At 29.1% G+C, this 22,718-nt stretch carries 19 protein-coding genes and 11 tRNA genes; 29 read left to right on the forward strand and 1 reads right to left on the reverse strand.

Going from position 1 to position 22,718, the window contains the following annotated elements:
* Positions 1-192 precede the first annotated feature (192 nt).
* Complete coding sequence (locus tag DIC82_04595; GenBank protein ID AWK50364.1) at positions 193-1,572, reverse strand: UDP-N-acetylmuramate--L-alanine ligase; 1,380 nt, start codon at positions 1,570-1,572, stop codon at positions 193-195.
* A 290-nt stretch (positions 1,573-1,862) separates the two neighbouring features.
* On the opposite strand from DIC82_04595, the gene DIC82_04600 reads away from it, so the two are divergent.
* The 29 genes from DIC82_04600 (at position 1,863) to DIC82_04740 (ending at position 22,160) form a co-directional block, all read left to right on the forward strand.
* The gene (locus tag DIC82_04600; GenBank protein ID AWK50365.1) at positions 1,863-2,678 is read left to right on the forward strand and encodes a pur operon repressor; all 816 of its coding nucleotides are present in this window, start codon (positions 1,863-1,865) and stop codon (positions 2,676-2,678) included.
* 200 nt (positions 2,679-2,878) lie between these two features.
* A complete protein-coding gene (locus DIC82_04605) occupies positions 2,879-3,154 on the forward strand; it encodes a transcriptional regulator (GenBank protein AWK50366.1) in 276 nt (91 codons plus the stop codon).
* A gap of 290 nt (positions 3,155-3,444) precedes the next feature.
* Positions 3,445-4,812 carry a bifunctional UDP-N-acetylglucosamine diphosphorylase/glucosamine-1-phosphate N-acetyltransferase GlmU gene (glmU, locus tag DIC82_04610; protein AWK50367.1) on the forward strand — a complete coding sequence of 456 codons (1,368 nt, stop codon included), beginning with the start codon at positions 3,445-3,447 and terminating at the stop codon, positions 4,810-4,812.
* A 49-nt stretch (positions 4,813-4,861) separates the two neighbouring features.
* Positions 4,862-5,827 (forward strand): ribose-phosphate diphosphokinase, encoded by a 966-nt coding sequence (locus DIC82_04615; GenBank protein AWK50368.1) that lies wholly within the window; start codon positions 4,862-4,864, stop codon positions 5,825-5,827.
* Positions 5,828-6,162: 335 nt separating this feature from the next.
* Entirely contained in the window at positions 6,163-6,849 is a 687-nt protein-coding gene (locus DIC82_04620) for a DNA-binding response regulator (GenBank protein AWK50369.1), read from the forward strand.
* Entirely contained in the window at positions 6,850-8,259 is a 1,410-nt protein-coding gene (locus DIC82_04625) for a two-component sensor histidine kinase (protein AWK50370.1), read from the forward strand.
* Between the two features lie 22 nt (positions 8,260-8,281).
* Complete coding sequence (locus tag DIC82_04630; GenBank protein ID AWK50371.1) at positions 8,282-8,857, forward strand: aminoacyl-tRNA hydrolase; 576 nt, start codon at positions 8,282-8,284, stop codon at positions 8,855-8,857.
* A 14-nt stretch (positions 8,858-8,871) separates the two neighbouring features.
* Complete coding sequence (mfd, locus tag DIC82_04635) at positions 8,872-12,372, forward strand: transcription-repair coupling factor (protein AWK50372.1); 3,501 nt, start codon at positions 8,872-8,874, stop codon at positions 12,370-12,372.
* A 200-nt stretch (positions 12,373-12,572) separates the two neighbouring features.
* Complete coding sequence (locus DIC82_04640; GenBank protein ID AWK50373.1) at positions 12,573-13,571, forward strand: peptidylprolyl isomerase; 999 nt, start codon at positions 12,573-12,575, stop codon at positions 13,569-13,571.
* 519 nt (positions 13,572-14,090) lie between these two features.
* Positions 14,091-14,639: a stage V sporulation protein T gene (gene spoVT / locus DIC82_04645; GenBank protein ID AWK50374.1), complete on the forward strand. Its 549-nt coding sequence runs from the start codon at positions 14,091-14,093 to the stop codon at positions 14,637-14,639.
* Positions 14,640-14,735: 96 nt separating this feature from the next.
* Positions 14,736-16,271: a polysaccharide biosynthesis protein gene (locus tag DIC82_04650; protein AWK50375.1), complete on the forward strand. Its 1,536-nt coding sequence runs from the start codon at positions 14,736-14,738 to the stop codon at positions 16,269-16,271.
* Between the two features lie 19 nt (positions 16,272-16,290).
* Positions 16,291-17,742 carry a nucleoside triphosphate pyrophosphohydrolase gene (locus DIC82_04655; protein ID AWK50376.1) on the forward strand — a complete coding sequence of 484 codons (1,452 nt, stop codon included), beginning with the start codon at positions 16,291-16,293 and terminating at the stop codon, positions 17,740-17,742.
* A gap of 217 nt (positions 17,743-17,959) precedes the next feature.
* Entirely contained in the window at positions 17,960-18,238 is a 279-nt protein-coding gene (locus DIC82_04660; GenBank protein ID AWK50377.1) for a DNA-binding protein, read from the forward strand.
* Between the two features lie 67 nt (positions 18,239-18,305).
* On the forward strand, positions 18,306-18,566 hold the full coding sequence (locus DIC82_04665; GenBank protein AWK50378.1) for an RNA-binding protein: 261 nt from the start codon (positions 18,306-18,308) through the stop codon (positions 18,564-18,566).
* A 213-nt stretch (positions 18,567-18,779) separates the two neighbouring features.
* Positions 18,780-19,073 carry a sporulation protein YabP gene (yabP, locus tag DIC82_04670; protein AWK50379.1) on the forward strand — a complete coding sequence of 98 codons (294 nt, stop codon included), beginning with the start codon at positions 18,780-18,782 and terminating at the stop codon, positions 19,071-19,073.
* Positions 19,074-19,080: 7 nt separating this feature from the next.
* The gene (yabQ, locus tag DIC82_04675; protein AWK50380.1) at positions 19,081-19,473 is read left to right on the forward strand and encodes a spore cortex biosynthesis protein YabQ; all 393 of its coding nucleotides are present in this window, start codon (positions 19,081-19,083) and stop codon (positions 19,471-19,473) included.
* A 77-nt stretch (positions 19,474-19,550) separates the two neighbouring features.
* The gene (locus DIC82_04680; GenBank protein ID AWK50381.1) at positions 19,551-19,844 is read left to right on the forward strand and encodes a septum formation inhibitor MinC; all 294 of its coding nucleotides are present in this window, start codon (positions 19,551-19,553) and stop codon (positions 19,842-19,844) included.
* Between the two features lie 155 nt (positions 19,845-19,999).
* A complete protein-coding gene (locus DIC82_04685) occupies positions 20,000-20,410 on the forward strand; it encodes an RNA-binding protein S1 (GenBank protein ID AWK50382.1) in 411 nt (136 codons plus the stop codon).
* A gap of 307 nt (positions 20,411-20,717) precedes the next feature.
* Positions 20,718-20,806 (forward strand) — tRNA-Leu (locus tag DIC82_04690).
* Positions 20,807-20,826: 20 nt separating this feature from the next.
* Positions 20,827-20,902, forward strand: a tRNA-Met gene (locus tag DIC82_04695).
* A gap of 191 nt (positions 20,903-21,093) precedes the next feature.
* A tRNA-Met gene (locus DIC82_04700) sits at positions 21,094-21,169 on the forward strand.
* A gap of 7 nt (positions 21,170-21,176) precedes the next feature.
* Positions 21,177-21,253: transfer RNA gene (locus DIC82_04705), tRNA-Met, on the forward strand.
* 6 nt (positions 21,254-21,259) lie between these two features.
* Positions 21,260-21,348, forward strand: a tRNA-Leu gene (locus tag DIC82_04710).
* Between the two features lie 22 nt (positions 21,349-21,370).
* A tRNA-Met gene (locus tag DIC82_04715) sits at positions 21,371-21,446 on the forward strand.
* 7 nt (positions 21,447-21,453) lie between these two features.
* Positions 21,454-21,530: transfer RNA gene (locus DIC82_04720), tRNA-Met, on the forward strand.
* A gap of 6 nt (positions 21,531-21,536) precedes the next feature.
* Positions 21,537-21,625, forward strand: a tRNA-Leu gene (locus DIC82_04725).
* 20 nt (positions 21,626-21,645) lie between these two features.
* Positions 21,646-21,721 (forward strand) — tRNA-Met (locus DIC82_04730).
* A gap of 189 nt (positions 21,722-21,910) precedes the next feature.
* Positions 21,911-21,986: transfer RNA gene (locus tag DIC82_04735), tRNA-Met, on the forward strand.
* An 85-nt stretch (positions 21,987-22,071) separates the two neighbouring features.
* Positions 22,072-22,160: transfer RNA gene (locus DIC82_04740), tRNA-Leu, on the forward strand.
* Positions 22,161-22,718 lie beyond the last annotated feature (558 nt).

Raw genomic sequence — 22,718 nt, forward strand, 5'->3', positions numbered from 1 at the left:
ATAATATTTAGTCAAAAAATGAAAAAATTTTCACTTTAAAAGAACGGCATATAAAAGAAAATAGACTAGCATACTGACTTGTTATTTCTTTTAATATGCCTTATATAATAATCTGCTAGGTTTAATACTAACTAGATTTTACAATACTTTGTTGGCTAATGCAACTTAAGTAACCCCTAGAGGGTTCATCATTTAAGCTTCTAAATACTTTTCACCAACAATAACTACATCACCAGCACCTACTGTTAACAATAAATCGCCAGAAGTAAGTTTCGACTTCACATAATCTAATGCTTCATCATGTGAATGAACATTAGTACATTTTATACCTTTGCTTCTTATAGCATCTCCAAGGTCATCAGAAGATACAAGTCCAGTATTTTTTTCACGTGCAGCATAAATATCCATTAATATAAGCTCGTCGGTATCACTAAAACACTCTGTAAATTCATCAAATAAAGATTTTGTTCTAGTATAAGTATGAGGCTGAAATATGCAATAAGTTTTATTGTGTTTAATTTGTTTTGCAGTACTTAAAGTAGCTTTAATTTCTGTAGGATGATGAGCGTAATCATCTATTACAGTAACGCCATTTAATTCACCCTTATACTCAAATCTCTTATGAGCGCCCTTACATTTTGATAATCCTTCAATTATATTGTCATTAGAAATATTAAATATAAGGGAAACACAGATTGAGGCAAGTGCATTTAATATACTATGCTTACCTGGAATGTTTAAAGTAAGAGAAAATAAATTTTTATTGTCTTTATATACATCAAAGGTTGCACAACCATCCTTATTGAAAATAATATTTTTAGCAATTACATCTGAAGTTTCATCAAAACCATAGCTTAAAGTATTGCAATCTACCTTAGATAGAATTTCTTTAACTCTAAAATCATCACCATATCCTACAAGATAGCCATCCTGAGGAATAAGTTTAGAAAATTTTAAGAAAGTATCAGCAATTTCATCTATGTCTTTATAACAATCTAAATGGTCAGCATCAATATTTAAGATTACACCTATATATGGGAAAAACTTTAAAAATGAACGTTTATATTCACAAGCTTCAGTTAAAAAATACTCACTATTACCTATTCTAAAATTTCCATGAATTATATCTAATTCCCCACCCACTAAAATAGTTGGGTCTAGATTACCAGCAAGTGTAACATGGGAAAGCATAGATGTACATGTAGTTTTTCCATGAGTACCTGAGATGGCTACATTATATTTATGACCTTTCATAATCTCACCCAAGAATTCAGCTCTATCCATTAGTGTAATATTCTTTTCCTCAGCTTCTAAAAGTTCAGGATTATCAGATGGTATTGCAGCCGTATAAACTACTAAATCTACATTTTTAATATTTTCGCTTTTGTGGCCTATGTAAATTTCAGCACCTGAAGCCTTTAATTTCTCAACAATTGGAGAATTTTTAAAATCTGAACCAGATACCTTGAACCCACTATTTAATAAAACAGCAGCGAGTCCACTCATACTAATTCCGCCAATACCTATAAAATGAATTTTTTTATCTTTATCATTTATAAAATCGAAAGACAAACGATCAACTCCTTTTTAATTAGCAAAACTAAAGGTTTATCATATATTCTCTAAACTTTAATTAAAATCTTTAGTTTTATACTTTAACTATAATTATATACATTTTTCTAAAAATCAACCATAGGAAAAATTAAATACATAATATATTATGGAGATTTATCATATTTGTGAATAAATTAGAAATATATACATTAACATTATAACTAAAAACATTGATATTAACTTGAATTTAGAATAAAATATGAATATTAAAGGGATTTAATATAAAAAAATTCGTGTAGGTGATTAAAATGGAGAAGTTTACTAGAAATAAAAGAGTAGTTGCCATAACTAAAATCTTATTGGAAAATCCCAATAAGATTTTAGGATTGAATAATTTTTCAGAATTATTAAATGCAGCAAAGTCTACTATAAGTGAAGATATAGTCGTTGTTCGTGAAGTTTTAGAAAGACTTGAAATGGGTAAAATTGAAACAGTTGCAGGCGTTGCAGGAGGAATAAAATATATTCCACAGAGTGGTGAAGAAAAAAAGAAAGCTTTTGCACTAGAACTATGTAAGCAATTAAGTGATGACGGCAGAGTTATTCCTGGAAATATAATATATATGACTGACTTAGTATATAATCCTAAAATAATAAATAAAGCTGGAATTATGCTTTCATCATGCTTTAAGGGAAAAGATGTTGATTATGTAATAACTGTGGAAACTAAGGGTATTCCTCTAGCTTATGAAGTAGCTAGAAACTTAGGCGTACAATTAATTATTGCAAGAAGGGATAGTCAAGCAACGGAAGGGCCAACAGTTACTATAAATTATGTTTCTGGTAGCAACGGAAGATTACAACAAATGGCATTATCAAAAAAATCAATGAAATCATCTAGTAAGTGTATATTTATTGATGATTTTATGAAGGGTGGAGGAACTGCAGTTGGAATTAAAGCTCTACTAAAGGAATTTGATAGTGAGTTAGTGGGAATTGGAGTATTAATAGATAATAAACAAATTGAAAAGAAATTAGTTGATGAATACGTTTCTATTGTGGAATTAACTGAAGTAGATAAATCAGCAATTATAGGAATACAGCCTTCAAAAATATTTTCTTAAGCAAAATCGGACAATCTCTTACCAGTAGTATTTTATATAAGGCATATGAAAATAAAAAATCATTATATTTTCATATGATAAAATTTACGCAAAAATAAATTTTATAAGGATTTATTAAATATAAAAAAGGAATTTAGAAATTTGTGGAGAAATTATATAAATATTAAATATTTTTAAGCAACTGGGAAGGGTGGAGTAAAATGCAAATTACAGATGTTAGAATTAGAAAGATTACATCAGAAGGTAAAATGAAAGGAATAGTTTCTGTCACATTTGATAATGAATTTGTAGTTCATGATATCAAAGTTATAGAAGGACAAATGGGTTTATTTATTGCTATGCCTAGTAGAAAAACACCAGATGGAGAATTTAAGGATATAGCTCACCCAATAAACACAGAAGCAAGAGAAAAAATTCAAACTGCAATTTTAGAAGCTTATGAAAAAGCTGTTTCAGAAGAAGTTGTAGAAGGGTAATGGGTTTAGTAAATAAGAGGAAGTTTTAATAACTTCCTCTTATTTTGTGAAATTAAATTCTCGAATATAATATTAAATGGGACATGGGTTGAAATAAAAGTAGCTTTCCAATATAATTAAATTAATATGAATATTTAACGAATTATCAAGGGAATTAATCGTGTTAATATAAAGGCATACTAAAAAATATACACAGATAAAAAAAGCGCAACCAAGATCATTTCACAGATAAAAAAAGCACGAAGTAGATTTTTTAGATGTCTAAATTTATAAATGAGGTGTGATATATAATGTATAAATGTGCACTAGTTTTAGCAGCTGGTCAAGGTAAGAGAATAAAGTCAGATTTACCTAAAGTATTGCATAAAGTATGTGGTAAAGAAATGTTAAAGCATGTTATAGACTCAATAAGAAGTTCAGCAATTGATGATATTAATGTAATTATCGGCAAGGGTGCTGAGCTTGTAAAAGAGAGAACATTAGATAAAAAGGTATCTTATTCACTACAAGAAGAACAATTAGGTACAGGGCATGCTGTTAAGTGTGCTGAGGAATTTTTAAAGGATAAGAAAGGCGTAGTTGCAATTTTTGCAGGGGACACTCCTTTAATAAAGCAAGCTACTATTGAAAGATTAATTGGTGACCATATTCAAGACAAGAATGCAGCAACCATTTTAACAGCAATTGTTGATGATCCAACCGGATATGGAAGAATTGTGAGAGAAAATAATGAGGTTCTAAAAATTGTTGAACATAAGGATTGCAATGAGGAAGAACTTAAAATTACAGAGATGAATTCCGCAATTTATTGTTTTGATATTGAATTATTAGTAGATGCTTTAAGTAAAATAAAAAATGACAATAATCAAGGTGAATATTATCTTACAGATGTTATTGGAATATTAAAATCTGAAGGTAAGAGGATAGGGGCGGTTGTAACCGAGTATGAAGAAACTATTGGAATAAATTCAAGAGTTCAATTAGCAGAAGCAGAAGAAATACTTAAAAATAGAATAAATATTAAGCATATGGAAAACGGAGTTACATTAATTGATCCTAAAACAACATATATAGGAATTGATGTTGAAATAGGAAAAGATACAATAATATATCCTAATAATATTTTAGAAGGTAATACTAAGATAGGAAGCAACTGTTTAATTTATCAAAATTCAAGAATTGTAGATAGTATTATTGGTAACGAAGTAGATATTCAATCTTCAGTTATATTAAGTAGTAATATTGGAGATAATACAACAGTTGGACCTTTTGCATATATCAGACCTGAAACTACAATAGGTAAACATGCTAGAATAGGAGATTTTGTAGAAATAAAGAAATCAACTATTGGAGATGGAACTAAGGTATCTCATTTAACTTACATAGGTGATGCTGAGGTTGGATCAGAATGTAATTTTGGATGTGGGACAGTAGTTGTAAATTATGACGGTAAAAACAAATATAAGACTATTATTGGAGATCATAGCTTTATAGGATGTAACACTAATTTAGTATCACCTGTTACAATTCATGATAATACATATATTGCAGCTGGATCTACTATTACATCAGAAGTAAATGAAGGTGATCTTGCGGTTGCTAGAGCTAAACAAAGGAATATTAGTGGGTGGGTTGAAAAAAAAGGATTAAAAAAATAAAAGATTTGATTATAAGTTAAGTAAAAATTTTAAGGGGGTATTCTCAATTATGATAAGTCATGGAAGAAATATAAAAGTATTTACTGGGAATTCACACTCTAAGTTAGCACAAGATATAGCAGATATATTGGGAATTCCACTCGGAAGGTCTAAAGTTTCAACTTTTAGCGATGGGGAAATATCTGTTGATATTAATGAGACTGTTAGGGGCAATGATGTATTCATAGTACAATCTACTTCTTCACCTGTTAATAATAATTTAATGGAATTATTAATTATGATTGATGCATTTAAGAGAGCATCAGCAGGTAGAATTACAGCAGTTATGCCATATTATGGATATGCCAGACAGGACAGGAAAGTTAAGTCAAGGGACCCAATAACCGCAAAATTAGTTGCAGATTTATTAACTGCAGCAGGAGCGCATAGAATTTTAACTATGGATTTACATGCAGCTCAGATTCAAGGATACTTTAATATTCCTGTTGACCATCTACTTGGTGCACCAATACTTGCAGAACATTTTATATCAAAAGGATTGATAGATCAAGAAGATGTTGTTGTAGTTTCACCAGATTTAGGTAGTGTGACTAGAGCAAGAAAGTTTGCAGATAACTTACATACACCAATAGCAATTATAGATAAGAGAAGACCAAAAGCAAATGTTTCAGAAATAATGAATATTATAGGAGACATTGAAGGTAAGAGATGTATACTAATTGATGATATGGTAGATACTGCTGGGACTATTGTAAATGCAGCAAATGCACTTAAAGATTTAGGAGCTAAAAATGTTTATGCTTGTTGTACACATGGAGTATTATCAGGTCCAGCATTGGAACGAATAAATAATTCAGCAATAGAGGAATTAGTTATGTTAAATACAATCCCATTAAAGCAAGATTTAGAGACTAATAAAATCAAATCAATTTCAGTTGCACCGTTGTTTGCAGAAGCAATAAAAAGAATTTATGATGATCAGCCAATAAGTAAATTATTTGAATATGAACAATAAAAAACACTATTTCAATTAGAAAAGCAAAAAACAGGATGTATATTTGTTTTAAAGAATTTAAAAAATTGAACAAATGTACATTCTATTTTTTATTTTAGGTTTTTTATTTCATGAAATAAATAATTTTTATTTTAAGAAGGTGAACATTAAGGTTATAATAGAATTATATTGTAAATTTTAATTGAAATATAATTAATAATTGTTAAGTAAGATATTCTTGGAATTCTTACTACAGCGAGGATTAATCATATTTCTTTGTTTGCTATAAAAAATAATTTATGTATGATATATCAGTACTATAAATAATATTAGTCTAATTAGGAGGCAGGGAAATAGTGGATGGATTTTCAACCAAGGTTTTGATTGTAGATGACGATGAAAATATTAGTGAAGTTATAGATATGTATTTGAAAAGTTCAGGATATAGTACTAAGATAGCTTTAAATGGAAAAGAGGCACAAAAATTATATTTGGAATATAATCCCGACATAGTTTTGCTTGACGTGATGATACCGTACATAGATGGTATTGATATTTTAAAATGGATAAGAAAACAAAAAGAAACACCAGTTATAATGATTACAGCAAAGGGAGATACTTTTGATAAGGTTTTAGCATTAGAACTCGGTGCAGATGATTATATAGTAAAGCCTTTTGAACCTAAAGAATTATTGGCTAGAGTTAAAGCTGTATTAAGAAGATATTCTGCAGAAAGTGTTAAAAATGAAATAATAAAATTAAGTGATTTATCAATAGATTCAACTTCTTATAAAGTAATATACAATGAAGAAGACATAAAAATGCCACCAAAGGAATTTGAATTATTATATTATCTAGCAAATAATAAAAACAAAGTTTTTACAAGGGAACAATTACTTTGTGAAGTTTGGGGATATGAATATCCGGGAGATTCTAGAACTGTGGATGTTCATATTAAGAGATTAAGAGAGAAATTAAGTGATGGCGAGCAATGGAAAATTGAAACAGTATGGGGTGTTGGATATAAATTTGAGGTGAATTAAATGAAATGTGGAAGTCTACTTCAAAAATTAATAATGACATTTATTATTATTTTAACTATTGTTTTAGTGTTACTTGCATGGATGCTATCTATATGGTTTAAGATAACTTACTTTGGTGAGAAAAGGACTCAATTTAAACAAGATGGAGAATATATATCTAATGTTATTAAAACATATGATATTGAGAAAAATGATATAAAGTTTGATGAACTACAAGCAATAGTAGATATGTCAAGTGTTGGAGCTAATGCAGATATTATTGTTTGTGATAAGTTTGACTACGTATATTTATATTCTAAAATTGATGAGAATATAAATATAGAAGATAAGCCTGATATTTCAGAAAAAGATATGAATTCATTAATGAATGGGCAGCCTGTAGAATATATTAATAAACAGTTTACTTATATGTATCCAATAAGAGAAAACGATGAATTCCAAGGATATGTTGTAATGACAACTCCATTATCAACTATAAGCAAGCAATTACATAGAATTTACTTTATCGTATGGATATCTGCATTAGTTGCTATGGTATTTGCATCAGCAGTTTTGTCCTTAGTTTCAAAGAAAATATTAATTAATCCCTTAGCACAAATAAACAATGTAGCTAAAAAATTTGCTAATGGAGAAGTTAATAGAAGAGTTTATATAGAATCAAAAGATGAGATTGGTGAACTTGCTAATTCTTTTAATATAATGGCGGAATCTTTAGAAAAAGTTGAGAATAATAGAAGAGACTTTATATCAAACGTTTCTCATGAATTAAGATCTCCAATTACATCTATAAAGGGATTTATTGCAGGAATAATTGACGGCGTAATTCCAAAAGATAAAGAAGGATATTATTTAGATAGAGTTTATAGCGAGATAAAAAGACTTACAAGATTAATTAATGACTTATTAGATTTATCAGCTATTGAATCTGGTAAATTAAAATTTAATATGAAAAAGATTGATATAAATGAATTAGTTAGATTGTGCATTATAAATAATGAACAGAATATAAAGGAAAAGGAAATAACATTAAAAATAGAGTTACAATATGAAAAATGCTATGCAAATGCGGATGAAGATAAAACAATGCAAGTTATAACTAATTTGTTAGATAATGCTATTAAATATTGTGGTAATAATGGAATAATAAAAATTAACACATATCATAAGGGAACAAAAGTTTTTGTGCAAATATATAATAATGGACCTAAAATTGGAGATGAAGAAATAAGGAATATATGGAATAGATTTTACAAGTCAGATAAATCTAGAACAAATAAAGTTAGTACTGGACTTGGATTATCTATAGTAAGGATGATACTTATGCAACAAGGTGAAGAAGTGTGGGTTAAAAATAATTCGGACATAGGTGTTACATTCACATTTTCACTTACAAAATATAGGAATAGATAAAACTTCTAAGGAGGAGAAAAATATGTTTTTGATAGTTGGTCTTGGAAATCCAGGTAAGGAATATGAAGATACAAGACATAATATTGGATTTAAAGTTATTGATAATATTGCAAAAGAGTATAATATTGAAATAAACAGGCAAAAATTTAAAGGTATATATGGAGAAGGATTTATTGAAGGAGAAAAGGTTATGCTTTTAAAGCCAACCACTTTTATGAATTTAAGTGGAGAAAGTGTAAGGGCGGTAGTGGACTTCTATAATCTTAATAATGATAAGATTTTAGTTATATATGATGATATTAGCTTAGAAGTTGGAACTTTAAGAATAAGAGAAAAAGGAAGTGCAGGTGGGCATAATGGAATAAAAAGCATTATAGCGCATCTTAGCAGTGATATTTTTCCGCGAATAAAAGTTGGTGTAGGACAACCTGACATAAACTTAATTAAATATGTTTTAGGCAAATTTACAAAAGAAGAAGAAGTTGTTTTAAGTGAAAGTATACAAGCGTCAACAAAGGCAACTAAAGAAATAATAAAAAATGATATAAAAACAGCTATGAATCAGTTTAATGGATTTAAAGCAAATAAAAAGGTTTAAAGAAGGTGCATAAAATGAGATTAAAAGGGTTATTAGAGCCCTTGGAAAATAGTATAGAATTTCTAAATATCATAAAAGGTATTGAAAACAAAAAATATCCTATTGGAATATATGGCACAGCCGAGTCAGGTAGAGGATATCTGATAGATGGAATTTTTGAAAATATTGATAAATCTATGATAATTGTCACTCAAAGTGATATGGAGGCAAAAAACCTTTATGAAGATTTGATATTATATACCAATGAAGTATACTACTTTCCAGTAAAAGAAATGGTTTTCTATAGTATTGATGCTATTTCAGGAGATTTAAGATGGGAAAGATTAAAGGTAATAAATGAAATATTAAATAAGAAAAAGAAAATAATAGTAACATCAATAGATGCCTTTGCAGCTAAATATACTCCACATAAATTATTTTTAGAGTATAGTATGAATTTAAAAGAGGGCGATGAAGTTAATCTTAATGAAATATCAAAAACATTAGTTCAATCTGGTTATGAAAGAATTGAAATGGTAGAAGGTAAGGGCCAATTTTCATTAAGGGGTGGAATATTAGATGTATTCCCAACGTGTTCAACTTATCCATATAGAGTTGAACTTTTTGGTGATGAAATAGACTCTATTAGGACATTTAATACAGAGTCTCAACGAAGTATTGAAAAAGTTAGAAAATTAAATATTTTTCCTGCAAAAGAAATAATAATATCTGAAGAAACTATAAAATATGGATGTGATAAGCTCAGAGAAGAATTCGATAGAATTGCGTTGGATGATAAAGATAATGAGCGAGTGGAAAAGTTAAGAAAGATATTAAACAAAAATCTAGAATCGCTAGAAGAAACATCATATTTTGAAACCATAGATAGTTATTTGCCATATTTAACTAAAGAAACAGAAAGTCTTTTTGATTATTTTAAAGATTACTTTTTCGTAGTAGATAATGTTCAAAGATGTAAGGGGAAATTAGAATCTACATATTTAGAATTCAAAGAAAATTTTACTGCTTTTTCTCAAAGAGGAGATATATTTCCCGGGCAAGGAAACTTATTAATTAATAAAGAAGAGGTATTAGAATCATTTGAGGAGCAAAATATCGTTTTTTTTGAACCTCTAGCTAAGATTAATGATTGGTTAAAACCATATTCAACAGTAGATGTAGCTCAAGTGACACTAAATAACTATCAAGGGCAATTAGATTTATTAATTGATGATATATTAAGTAAAAAGACTGCTGGATATAAGACGTTAATATTATCGGGAACAAGAGCCAGGGGAGAACGTCTAGTAGGAACTTTAAGAGATAGAGGAATAGAGAGTAGTTATAGAGATAATATTGATAAAATTCAATATGGTGAAGTTGTAATAACTTTTGGTAATCAATTAAAGGGTTTTGAATATCCAAATTACAAAACTTGTGTAATATCAGATAGAGAAGTGTTTGGTGAAGCAAAGAGGAAACTCAAAAATAGCAAGTCAAAGAAAAAAGGAATTTCTAAGATAAAGAGTTTTGCAGAACTAAAACCAGGAGATTATGTAGTTCATGCTAATCACGGAGTTGGTGTTTATAAAGGAATTAAGCAAATTGATGTTGGCGGGCATAAAAGAGATTATTTGGATATTGTATATGATAAAGGCGACAAATTATATGTTCCAGTAGACCAACTTGATTTAATCCAAAAATATATTGGAAGTGAAGGCAAATTTCCTAAGGTTAATAAGCTTGGAAGTATTGAATGGCAAAAGGCAAAGGCAAAGGCAAGAAAGTCAATTAATGAAATAGCTCAAGATTTAGTTAAGCTGTATGCTATGAGAAGTACTGTAAAGGGACATAAATTTCCTAAGGATACGCAATGGCAAAAGCAATTTGAAGATGAATTTCCATTTGAAGAAACTCCAGACCAATTGACATCCATAGATGAGATTAAACTAGATATGGAATCGGATAAGCCAATGGATAGACTTTTATGCGGAGACGTTGGATATGGTAAGACTGAAGTTGCATTAAGAGCTTCATTTAAGGCTGTTATGGATGGAAAACAAGTAGCAATATTAGTTCCAACTACTATTTTAGCAGAACAACATTATAAAAATATAAAAAATAGATTTTCTGATTTTCCTATAAAAGTAGATATGGTTAGTAGATTTAGAACATCAAAGCAACAAAAAGAAATTTTACAAAAAGCAAAAGAAGGTAACTTAGATATTTTAATAGGTACTCATAGGTTAGTATCAAAAGATATACAGTTCAAGGATTTAGGATTATTAGTAGTAGATGAAGAACAAAGATTTGGAGTAAAACAAAAAGAACAAATTAAAAACATTAAGAGAAATGTTGATGTTTTAACTTTAAGCGCAACCCCAATTCCTAGAACTCTTCATATGTCACTAAGTGGAGTTAGAGATATTTCTGTTATTGAAACTCCGCCAGAAGAGAGATATCCTATTCAAACATATGTTGTAGAACAAAATGATCAACTTATAAGAGATGCTATTCTTAGAGAAATAGGAAGAGGTGGTCAAGTTTACTTTGTATATAATAGGGTTGAAGACATTGAAAGAATGGCTAAGTATGTGCAGGCATTAGTTCCAGAAAGTAAAGTTGGAATCGCTCATGGACAGATGGCAGAAAGACAACTTGAAAGAGAAATGTTTGATTTCATGTCACAAGAATATAATGTATTAGTTTGTACAACCATAATAGAGACAGGGATGGATATTCAAAATGTAAATACAATAATAATTTATAATTCAGATAAGATGGGACTATCTCAACTTTATCAATTAAGAGGTAGAGTAGGTAGATCTAATAGAATTGCATATGCATATCTTTTATATACTAAAGACAAGGTTTTAACAGAGGTTGCAGAAAAGAGACTTAAGGCATTAAAAGATTTTACTGAATTAGGTTCTGGATTTAAGATAGCCATGAGGGACTTAGAGATTAGAGGAGCCGGTAATATGATGGGTTCATCCCAACATGGTCATATGGCATCGATAGGATATGACTTATATTGCAGAATGCTTGAAGATACAGTTAAACTACTTAAGGGAGAAATTGATAAAGAACCTATAGAAACGACATTAGATATAAAAGTTGATGCATTTATATCAGAAAGTTATATAGATGATGAAATTCAAAAGATTGAGGTTTATAAAAAGATAGCTGCAATCGAAGGTTTAGAGGATTACAATGACATAAAGGAAGAATTAGAAGATAGATATTCTAAGATACCAGAGCCAGTGTATAATTTAATGGATATTGCATATATAAAGAGTCAAGCTAAATCAATCTTTATAGAAGAAATAAAAGAAACTTCTAAGGAAATAATATTTAAATTTGCACAAGATGAAAGTGAATATAAGAAAATATTCAAAACTTTAATGGATAAATATAAGAAGAGTGTAGTATTAAAATTTGGCACCAATCCTTATTTTGCATTCAAATTAAAAGATATAAAGAAAGAAAGTAAATTAGAATTTTTAAAAGAAGTCTTTGATGACATAATATTGTAACAAATATATGATATAAAAGAGAAGTAATAAAAATAAAATAGTGTAAAAAATTGAATTATAAAAGCAATATTGATATACTAATATTATTACTTTTTACAGTAAGACATCTTCAAAAATAACAGTATATTACAAAATATATATTATGTATTTTAACAGTTATTTTTTAATGTTTAAATCTAGGAATAAGCGAGGGGAAAATTTTGAAAAAAATAAAAAAAATTATTGCAACAATAGCTATATTAACAATTGCAGTATCAGCTATGGGATGTAAGATGATTGAGAAAACACCAGAGGCAATACAAAAAACAGTTCTTGCAACAATTGGAAATGAAAAAATAACAAAAGGCGATTTTGATAAAGAAATGAGTAAATATGATGCTCAGTTAAAACAACAGTATGGAGATGATTATGCAACTAATGATAAAGTAAAAGATCAAATAACAAAAATCAAAAAACAACAATTAGATAGTTTAGTAACCGAAAAGATACTTTTACAAAAGGCTACTGAATTAAATCTTAAACCATCTGATGATGATATAAATAAGCAAATTGATGATACTATAAATCAATATAAGACTCAATATCCTGCAGAAGGACAATTTGAGAGTGCTTTACAACAAAATGGTATTACTGAGGATGAACTTAAGGAATCTTTAAAGAATGAAATCATAACAAAGGCAGTTCAACAAGATATGTTGAAAGATATAACAGTTACAGATGATGATGTTCAAACATATTATGATGAAAATAAAGATGCTAAATATTCAGTAGGTGCTGGTGCAACTGTAGCACACATATTAGTGGCAGATGAAGAAACAGCAAAAAGTTTAAAAGCTAAATTAGATGCTGGTGCTGATTTTGCAACATTGGCTAAGGAAAACTCAACAGATACAGGAACTAAGGATAGAGGCGGTAGCTTAGGATTTGTAGCCTATAACTCAACAGAATTAGTTGCTGAATTTGTAAATGGATTTAAAGACTTAAAAGAGGGCGAAGTTTCTGAACCAGTAAAAAGCCAATATGGATATCATATAATCAAAGCTACTGGATTAAAAAATGCAGAAATAACTCCATTTGATCAAGTCAAAGATGAAATTAAATCAACATTGTTACAACAAAAACAAGGAGACACTTTTAATTCAAAAGTAGAGGAATGGAAAACAGAATTAAAGGTTAAAACTAATGAGGATAAATTATAATTATCAATGAGAAATAAATAAAGAAGGCTGTTTTTAAATAATTATTTAAAAACAGCCTTCTTTATTTAAATAACATAATATTATGAATAAAATAATCGAAAAATAGCTAATATAAAAAAGAATTTGAATTAAAAGTGTAATCAACATATAATACCTAGAATATAAGAATATAAGAATATAAGAATATAAGAATATAAGAATATAAGAATATAAGAATATAAGAATATAAGAATATAAGAATATAAGAAGTTAATAATAAAAACATATGAAAAGTATAGTAGAACACAGGCTTTGGAGGTATATTGTAAAAAAAAATTAACTGTAAAGCATATCTATTTAGTTTTGAAATGATAATTTTTTATGTGTAAGAAATTGAGAATAGAAATATTTCAGTTAAGTATGTAAGTTTATGAAAAATAAATTTATATAAAATTTGCCTATAAGTGTATAAAATTTCTAGAAATTCAAATAATAATAGTGCAACAAATTAATAGAGTTTCAAAGGAGGTTATACAACCAATGAAAGCAACAGGAATAGTTAGAAGAATTGATGATTTAGGAAGAGTGGTAATACCAAAAGAAATAAGGAGAACTTTAAGAATAAGAGAAGGAGATCCACTAGAGATCTTTACAGATAGAGATGGTGGCGTGATTCTAAAAAAATATTCACCAATTGAAGAACTTACTAATTTTTCAAAAGAATATTGTGATAGCTTACAACAAGTTATAGGGCACGTTGTCTTAATCGCTGATAAAGATGCATTTGTTTCTGTGAGTGGAGCAACTAAAAAGGAATATGTAGAAAGAAAGGTAAGTAGTGAGCTAGAAAAAATAATGGATGCAAGAAAGACTGTGTTATTAAATAAATCTAATAATTCAGTAATACCATTACATAATGATGATGATGAAACAACTTATAACAGCCAAGTTATATCACCAATCATGGCAGAAGGCGATCAAATTGGTGCAGTAATAATTGTATCAAAAGAAGATGTAGAACTTGGTGAAGTTGAAACAAAACTAGTTGAAACAGCAGCAGCATTTTTAGGGAAACAAATGGAGCAATAATATTTATTATTTAATCACTGTATAAAAATAAAAGGCATAATACCTCTAAACTTACAATAATAATTAATTAGTAACATGTAAGTTTGGAGGTGTTTTATGAATAAGCAATCCCTAATAAAAGGGAGCATAATTCTTGGCGGTGCAGGAATAGTAACTAGATTTCTAGGTTTGTTCTTTAGATGGCCACTAATAATGTTAATAGGAGATGAAGGAATAGGGTATTATCAAATGTCATATCCGCTGTATATGTTTTTTATAGCTATGGCTTCAGGAGTACCTGTAGCAATATCAAAGATGATATCAGAAAAAAATGCAACAAATGATATGTATGGAAGCTTTGAAGTAATGAAGGAATCTGCTATTTTAATGACTATAATAGGGACAGGCACCACGTTGGCATTATTCTTTTTTGCAAAGCCAATAATAGTATTTTTAAAATGGGATCCCAAAGCATATTATTCATTAATAGGAATATCTTTTGCACCAATTGTAATATCCTTTGTAACTATTTTTAGAGGTTTTTTTCAAGGGCTACAGAATATGACTCCATCAGCTATATCACAAATAATAGAACAGGTTGGGAGAGTTATATTTGGAGTAGGACTTGCTATATTTCTATTACCAAAGGGAATTGAATATTCTGCAGGAGGAGCAGCCTTTGGCGCTACAGCAGGAGGAATTATTGGGGGGGGATATTTATATTCCAATTACAAAAGGATAAAGAAACGTTATAATGTAAAAAAGATAAAAAGCAATCCAGAAATATTAAATACAATATTAAGAATTGCAATACCAATATCGTTAGGAACAACAGTTGGTAGCATTATGAATCTAATAGATTCAATATTAGTTCCACAAAAACTATTAGAAGCAGGATTTTCAAACACGCAAGCTACTATACTATATGCACAACTAACTGGAAAGGCATCTGTCATTATAAATATTCCATTAACCCTTTCCATGGCAATTTGCACATCTTTAATCCCTATTATAGCTGAAATATTTATACTTAAAAGACAAAAAGAATTAAATAATAAAATAGATGCTTCTATGAAGATGACAACGGTAATTGCAATTCCTTGTACCTTTGGACTCTTCTTTCTAGCTGAACCAGTAATGAAATTTATATTTCCAGGTAGATTTGAGGGCATAGAAATATTAAAATATTTATCTCTAACTATACCTTTTATAATAATTACCCAAACAACAACAGCCATACTGCAGGGAACAGGAAATTATATAAAACCTGTTATTAATTTATTAATTGGATGTATAATTAAGATAATTTTAACTTGGGTATTGGTTCCTATGGAGCAATTTAATATATATGGTGCTGTTATAGCAAGTTTTAGTGCTTATGCGACAGTAAGTATTTTAAATATAGTAACAATGAAATTTACTTTGAGGGTAAAACTTAACTTATACAAGATACTAATAAAACCAGCATATGCATCGACTATTATGATGTTATTTGTATTAATTAGTTATAATATTATATATAAAAATACAACAAGTAATGGAATATCTTGCTTAATATCTATATTTTTAGGTATGATAATATATATGATATTAATAATTGTATTTAAAGTGTTTAATGTTGAAGAAATAAAGAGTAGAATTAAAAAAAGGTAAAAAGGAGAGAAAAAACCTAATGATTAAAATAGTGGGATTAGGACCAGGAGCTAAGGACGCATTGACTATAGGAACAGTAAGTGAGCTTGAAAGTAATAAAAATATATTTTTAAGAACAGAAAAGCATCCTACAGTAGATTACTTAAAAGAAAAGAAAATTATATTTGATACTTATGACAATGTTTATGAAAGTATAGGCAGTTTTGATGAGGTATATTTAAACATAGCTAATGACTTGATTAAAAAGCATGATGACTTAGGAGATTTAGTTTATGCAGTTCCAGGCCATCCATTAGTCGCAGAAAAATCAGTATTTAATTTAATAGATCTATGCAAAGAAAACAACATAGAATATAAGATAATACCAGCGGTAAGTTTTATTGATGCTATGATTGAAAGTCTTGGGATTGATCCGATAGGTGGATTGAAAGTTATAGACTCATTTGACATAGGCAACCAAATTTTAGACAAGAGAATAGGAACTATAGTTACTCAAGTGTATAATCAACTAATAGCATCAGAAGTTAAAGTAAAGCTACTAGAACAATATAATGATGAAACGCAAATTTATTATGTCAGAGCTGCAGGAATAGAAGGACAAGAAAGTATAAGAATAATACCCTTATTTGAATTAGATATGCAAGAAGACATAGACTATTTAACATCTATATACATTCCAAAAGATCTGAAAAATAAAAAGGATTTTAATGACATTTTAGAGATAATAGAAATATTAAGAAGTGAAGATGGCTGTGCGTGGGATAGGGAGCAAACACATAAATCTCTTGAAAAAGCGTTGATAGAAGAAAGCTATGAAGTTATAGATGCAATAGATCAAGACGATGATAACTCTCTGATTGAGGAATTAGGGGATGTGCTCCTTCAAGTTGTTTTTCATGCATCTATTGGAAAAGAAGATGGATATTTTGATATAAGTGATGTAATTGAAGGGATTTGCAATAAAATGATAAGTAGACACCCACATGTCTTTAAGGATTGTCATGAATTAAATTCTTCAGAAGAAGTACTTGTAAAATGGGATGAATTAAAGAGAAAAGAAAAGGGTTATGGTAGTCTTACAGAAGAAATGAAAGGCATAACAAGAGGATTACCTGCGCTTTTAAGGGCCCATAAGGTTCAAGAAAAGGCAAAAAAGGTTGGATTTGATTTCGATGATGTAAGTTTTGCTATAAATAAGGTAAAAGAAGAGATTAAAGAAGTAATAGATGTATATAATACAGAAAATATGGAGAAAATAAAAGAAGAAATTGGAGATTTATTATTTTCGTGTGTTAATGTTGCAAGATTTTTAAAAGTGGATGAAGAAATAGCATTAAATTGTACTATAGATAAGTTTATAAAGAGATTTGATTATATTGAGAGAGCTACTAAAGAAAAAGGCATTAAATTAACTAATATGAATATAGATGAAATGAATAAACTTTGGGAAACCTCAAAAAGTTTAGATTAATATATAATTTAAATAAAGGAATTCTTTAGTTTATGCAGAATAATTATTTAAGAACTATGTTGTAATGATTTATTTGTATTATTTAGTTATATATAGGGAAAGAAAGCGTTTTTCTATAGACGGGTAGCTGAAGAGGTTATATAATAAAGAAGTGCAATTTAGTACATAAAGAAAGCAGTTAGAAAATATATAACTGGATTTTAAGGAGGATGTCATTATGAATAAAGCAGAATTAATAACTAGTATGGCAGAAAAGAGTAAGTTAACAAAAAAAGATGCAGAATTAGCATTAAAAGCTTTAATTGAAAGTGTTGAGGAATCATTAGAAAAGGGTGAAAAAGTTCAATTAGTTGGTTTTGGAACTTTCGAAACAAGAGAAAGAGCAGCTAGAGAAGGAAGAAATCCTAGAACTAAAGAAGTTATAAACATTCCTGCAACAACAGTTCCAGTATTTAAAGCTGGTAAAGAGTTTAAAGATAAAGTTAACAAGAAATAAAATACAAGTCAGGACGAATAAATATGAACCCGAGTTTTCTCGGGTTCTTTTAATAAAGGAGAAAAGTATGAGATTAGATAAATATTTAAAAGTATCTCGTATTATAAAGAGAAGAACTATAGCAAAAGAGATATGCGAGAGTGGCCGTATATTAATAAATGATAAAGTAGCAAAGCCTTCTACTAAAATAAAAGAAGGTGACATAATTCAAATAACATTTGCTAATAGAACATTAAAAGCAGAGATAATTAATATAGCAGAGCATGTAAGGAAAGAAGATGCAAAAGCAATGTATGTAATTATTGAAGGTGAAGAAGATAGTGAGTAGTAAAACTAATTCAGTTTAGCTGCTCTTTGTTTAGTATATGGAAGAGAACTATCAGCAATAGACTAGAAGCATTAATAATTCCACATTCTAAATTATAATATATAAACATATATTGTATAAGGCATATTCAAAAAACAATAGACTGGTATGCTTGTATATCTTGTCTTACTATTTTGGGAATATGTTCAAGAAGAATGAATGGAGGAATTTTTAGTGGAGAAAAAAGTGGAAAATAAAATAGAAAATAATAAATCTAATTTAGTTCTAGAAGACAGAAAAAGGTTATCTTTAAGTGGCGTTATTGAAGTTATAAGTTTTGATGAACAGAAAATAGATTTAACTACTAATTTAGGTAACTTAACTATTAAGGGAGAAGAGTTAAAAATGAATAAATTAGATGTACAAAATGGTGATGTTATAGTTGCCGGGAGTATTGCAGCTATAGTGTATAATGGAAAAGTATCAAAAAAGAGCAACGAAAGTATAATAAGTAGATTATTTAAGTAGAAATAGTATGCCGTTAGAATTAAATATGCAAATTAGTCTTGTTATATGCAGCCTAGTTGGAGGGTTTATAGCAGGAATGTTGTTTGATATATATAGAGGGATAAGAGGCGTAAACTCTATAAAGATATTAACAATAATAGAAGATATATTATTTTGTATACTTATTGCTTTAGTTGTATTTACTTTTTTGCTATATACAAATTATGCGTTTTTAACTCCCTATGTATATGCTTTTATAATTATTGCTATTTTATTATATTGTAAATTTATTAGTGAATATTTTTATGCTAGTGAAATGGTAATAGCAAGATTATTTTATAAATTAATTCGAATATTATCAAAAAACATATGGTATCCATTAAAAATAATTGCATATAAAATTGCAGATAGAAGGAAATAATAAAAAATTACTTGAATAATAGTAGTATAGTGTTTACAATAGACTTAAGAGAATTTGTAAAATAGAGGTTCTATAAGATGGAAAAAAAGTTAATATTAAAAAGAATAGTAATTGCTGGATGCATTGTTTTCTTTGTTTTTAGCTATATTAGGCAAAATGTAACCATGAGCAGAATTCAAAAAGAAATTGATAATAAGCAATTGCAGTTAGATGAAGTTAAGCAAAAGAATGATAGACTTCAAGATGAAGTTGAGAAAATTAATTCAGATTCATCAGATTATCTTGAAAAATTAGCCCGGGAGAGACTTGGAATGATTAAGCCGGGAGAAAAAGTTGTTAATGGTGAGATGATAGACCAAAGTCCTAATTAACTTTCCTTGTATAGAAAAGCTTATAAAACTCTGAATAAAATGATAACAATTAAATAATAATTAAATTTGTATTTTAAATTAAAGAACTCTTGCATAATAGCATTTGTTCTTATAAATTTATATATTTTTTAAATTTAAGGAGGAGTCTTTTAAACATGACCTTAATGGCAGGAAACATAGTAGAGGGCACAGTAATAAACATCACAAATTTTGGAGCTTTTATTGAAGTTGAAGGCAAAACTGGATTAGTTCATATTTCAGAAGTTGCAGATTCTTACGTAAAGGATATTAGAGAACATCTTAAAGAACAAGATAAAGTAAAAGTAAAAGTTATCTCAATTGATGATAACGGTAAAATCAGTCTTTCAATAAAACAAGCAAATATTCAAAAAAAATCGATTAAACCAGCAGAAATTGACTGGAAGGTAACTGAAAAAAGGAAGCCTAATAATACAGGAAATTTCGAAGATATTATGTCTAAATTCTTAAAAGATAGTGAAGAAAGAATGCAAGATGTAAAGAAACACCAAGAATTTAAGGGAAAAGGTGGAAAAAAAGGCCAATAGTATTTTAGGTTGTAAACAAATCAATATAAAGATTATTTAATAAATTAAAAATGTAGAATAAATTAGTAAAGGATATTTTCGTATTTTTTTATATTTTATTCTACATTATAAATTTATAAATAATATATTATAATTTATGGATTTACATAATATAATAGAGCTGAAAGTAATTTGAGATAAATACACAAATCTTTAGGATATTACTATAAATTTCAAGTGAAAAAAAATATAATAATATTTTTATTGACAGTATAAAGATTATATACTATAATTAGCTTTGTCGTTGAGACTTAGTTTTTGATGATATGCCGAAGTGGCGGAACTGGCAGACGCACAGGACTTAAAATCCTGCGGTAGTTAAACACCGTACCGGTTCGATTCCGGTCTTCGGCACCATATATAGTATAATATAATAACGCGGGGTGGAGCAGTTGGTAGCTCGTCGGGCTCATAACCCGAAGGTCGTAGGTTCAAGTCCTGTCCCCGCAACCATTAATGTAGCTGAGTAATAATCAGTTAGTTAAGACAATTCATTTATATTTGAGGTAGTATAGGTTAAAATACCATTTTACTAGCAAGGTATACAGAATTGATAAATATACAATATACGAAATTTTATGTGATTAAATATCATATAAGTTTGGTTTATGTCTTGGTACTATATATATGATAAAATATAATAACGCGGGGTGGAGCAGTTGGTAGCTCGTCGGGCTCATAACCCGAAGGTCGTAGGTTCAAGTCCTGTCCCCGCAACCATTAATATGGCGGAATAGCTCAGCTGGCTAGAGCACTCGGTTCATACCCGAGGTGTCGTAGGTTCAAGTCCTATTTCCGCTACCAACATGTGCCGAAGTGGCGGAACTGGCAGACGCACAGGACTTAAAATCCTGCGGTAGTTAAACACCGTACCGGTTCGATTCCGGTCTTCGGCACCATATATATAATATAACATAATAACGCGGGGTGGAGCAGTTGGTAGCTCGTCGGGCTCATAACCCGAAGGTCGTAGGTTCAAGTCCTGTCCCCGCAACCATTAATATGGCGGAATAGCTCAGCTGGCTAGAGCACTCGGTTCATACCCGAGGTGTCGTAGGTTCAAGTCCTATTTCCGCTACCAATATGTGCCGAAGTGGCGGAACTGGCAGACGCACAGGACTTAAAATCCTGCGGTAGTTAAACACCGTACCGGTTCGATTCCGGTCTTCGGCACCATATATAGTATAATATAATAACGCGGGGTGGAGCAGTTGGTAGCTCGTCGGGCTCATAACCCGAAGGTCGTAGGTTCAAGTCCTGTCCCCGCAACCATTAATGTAGCTGAGTAATAATCAGTTGGTTAAGACAATTCATTTATATTTGAGGTAGTATAGGTTAAAATACCATTTTACTAGCAAGGTATACAGAATTGATAAATATACAATATACGAAATTTTATGTGATTAAATATCATATAAGTTAGGTTTATGTCTTGGTACTATATATGATAAAATATAATAACGCGGGGTGGAGCAGTTGGTAGCTCGTCGGGCTCATAACCCGAAGGTCGTAGGTTCAAGTCCTGTCCCCGCAACCATAAAATAAGATATCTTATTTTATAAGTATTCAGATAAAATCTGAAGTGTCGTAAATTACTTTTATATTTTGAATGTAATAAATATGCCGAAGTGGCGGAACTGGCAGACGCACAGGACTTAAAATCCTGCGGTAGTTAAACACCGTACCGGTTCGATTCCGGTCTTCGGCACCAAAAGACTTAAGCAATAGCTTAAGTCTTTTTTGATATTAATATTAATATGGTAATGATTCATATTAAATACATTATAAAACTAAGATTATAGATATACTTGAGTTTAGTTGGATGTACTTATCATAAAGAAGCACTATGTAACCACGGTAGTCATAATATCATCCAATTAAGAGTGTATATATTTTTTGATTAGCCCATCTCTAATGAGTAAAGTACTGCTATACATCAGATAAGGATATAAAAGGAGTTTAATGTAAAATAATTTTCTGAATTATTTTACATTAAACTCCTTTTATATTATTGTATAATACAAAATTATATTGTGAGTCTGTTTAAGTTATTTAGAAATTCATTCTGGTAACGAAAAAATTGACATTAGAAGTGGTTATTTAAGTTTTAAAGTTTTATGAAAAAATAATTATATATAAATTTCTAATAAAAGAATATTAACGACAAATTAATTATTAAAGAAAAAATAAATCAATAGGCTTAAAAGGTTGATTATATATGGACTTAGGATAAGCTGAATGAAATTTAGGATAAAGAAAATAATCTACT

The organism is Clostridium beijerinckii, assembly GCA_003129525.1.
In the GTDB taxonomy this organism is placed as follows: Bacteria; Bacillota; Clostridia; order Clostridiales; family Clostridiaceae; genus Clostridium; species Clostridium beijerinckii_D.

Bases quoted from the DNA above. Each gene is read 5' to 3' on its own strand.
- DIC82_04600 (AWK50365.1), top strand. From the start codon at position 1,863: ATGGAGAAGTTTACTAGAAATAAAAGAGTAGTTGCCATAACTAAAATC.
- DIC82_04605 (AWK50366.1), top strand. From the start codon at position 2,879: ATGCAAATTACAGATGTTAGAATTAGAAAGATTACATCAGAAGGTAAA.
- glmU (AWK50367.1), top strand. From the start codon at position 3,445: ATGTATAAATGTGCACTAGTTTTAGCAGCTGGTCAAGGTAAGAGAATA.
- DIC82_04615 (AWK50368.1), top strand. From the start codon at position 4,862: ATGATAAGTCATGGAAGAAATATAAAAGTATTTACTGGGAATTCACAC.
- DIC82_04625 (AWK50370.1), top strand. From the start codon at position 6,850: ATGAAATGTGGAAGTCTACTTCAAAAATTAATAATGACATTTATTATT.
- DIC82_04630 (AWK50371.1), top strand. From the start codon at position 8,282: ATGTTTTTGATAGTTGGTCTTGGAAATCCAGGTAAGGAATATGAAGAT.
- mfd (AWK50372.1), top strand. From the start codon at position 8,872: ATGAGATTAAAAGGGTTATTAGAGCCCTTGGAAAATAGTATAGAATTT.
- spoVT (AWK50374.1), top strand. From the start codon at position 14,091: ATGAAAGCAACAGGAATAGTTAGAAGAATTGATGATTTAGGAAGAGTG.
- DIC82_04650 (AWK50375.1), top strand. From the start codon at position 14,736: ATGAATAAGCAATCCCTAATAAAAGGGAGCATAATTCTTGGCGGTGCA.
- DIC82_04655 (AWK50376.1), top strand. From the start codon at position 16,291: ATGATTAAAATAGTGGGATTAGGACCAGGAGCTAAGGACGCATTGACT.
- DIC82_04660 (AWK50377.1), top strand. From the start codon at position 17,960: ATGAATAAAGCAGAATTAATAACTAGTATGGCAGAAAAGAGTAAGTTA.
- DIC82_04665 (AWK50378.1), top strand. From the start codon at position 18,306: ATGAGATTAGATAAATATTTAAAAGTATCTCGTATTATAAAGAGAAGA.
- yabQ (AWK50380.1), top strand. From the start codon at position 19,081: ATGCCGTTAGAATTAAATATGCAAATTAGTCTTGTTATATGCAGCCTA.
- DIC82_04680 (AWK50381.1), top strand. From the start codon at position 19,551: ATGGAAAAAAAGTTAATATTAAAAAGAATAGTAATTGCTGGATGCATT.
- DIC82_04685 (AWK50382.1), top strand. From the start codon at position 20,000: ATGACCTTAATGGCAGGAAACATAGTAGAGGGCACAGTAATAAACATC.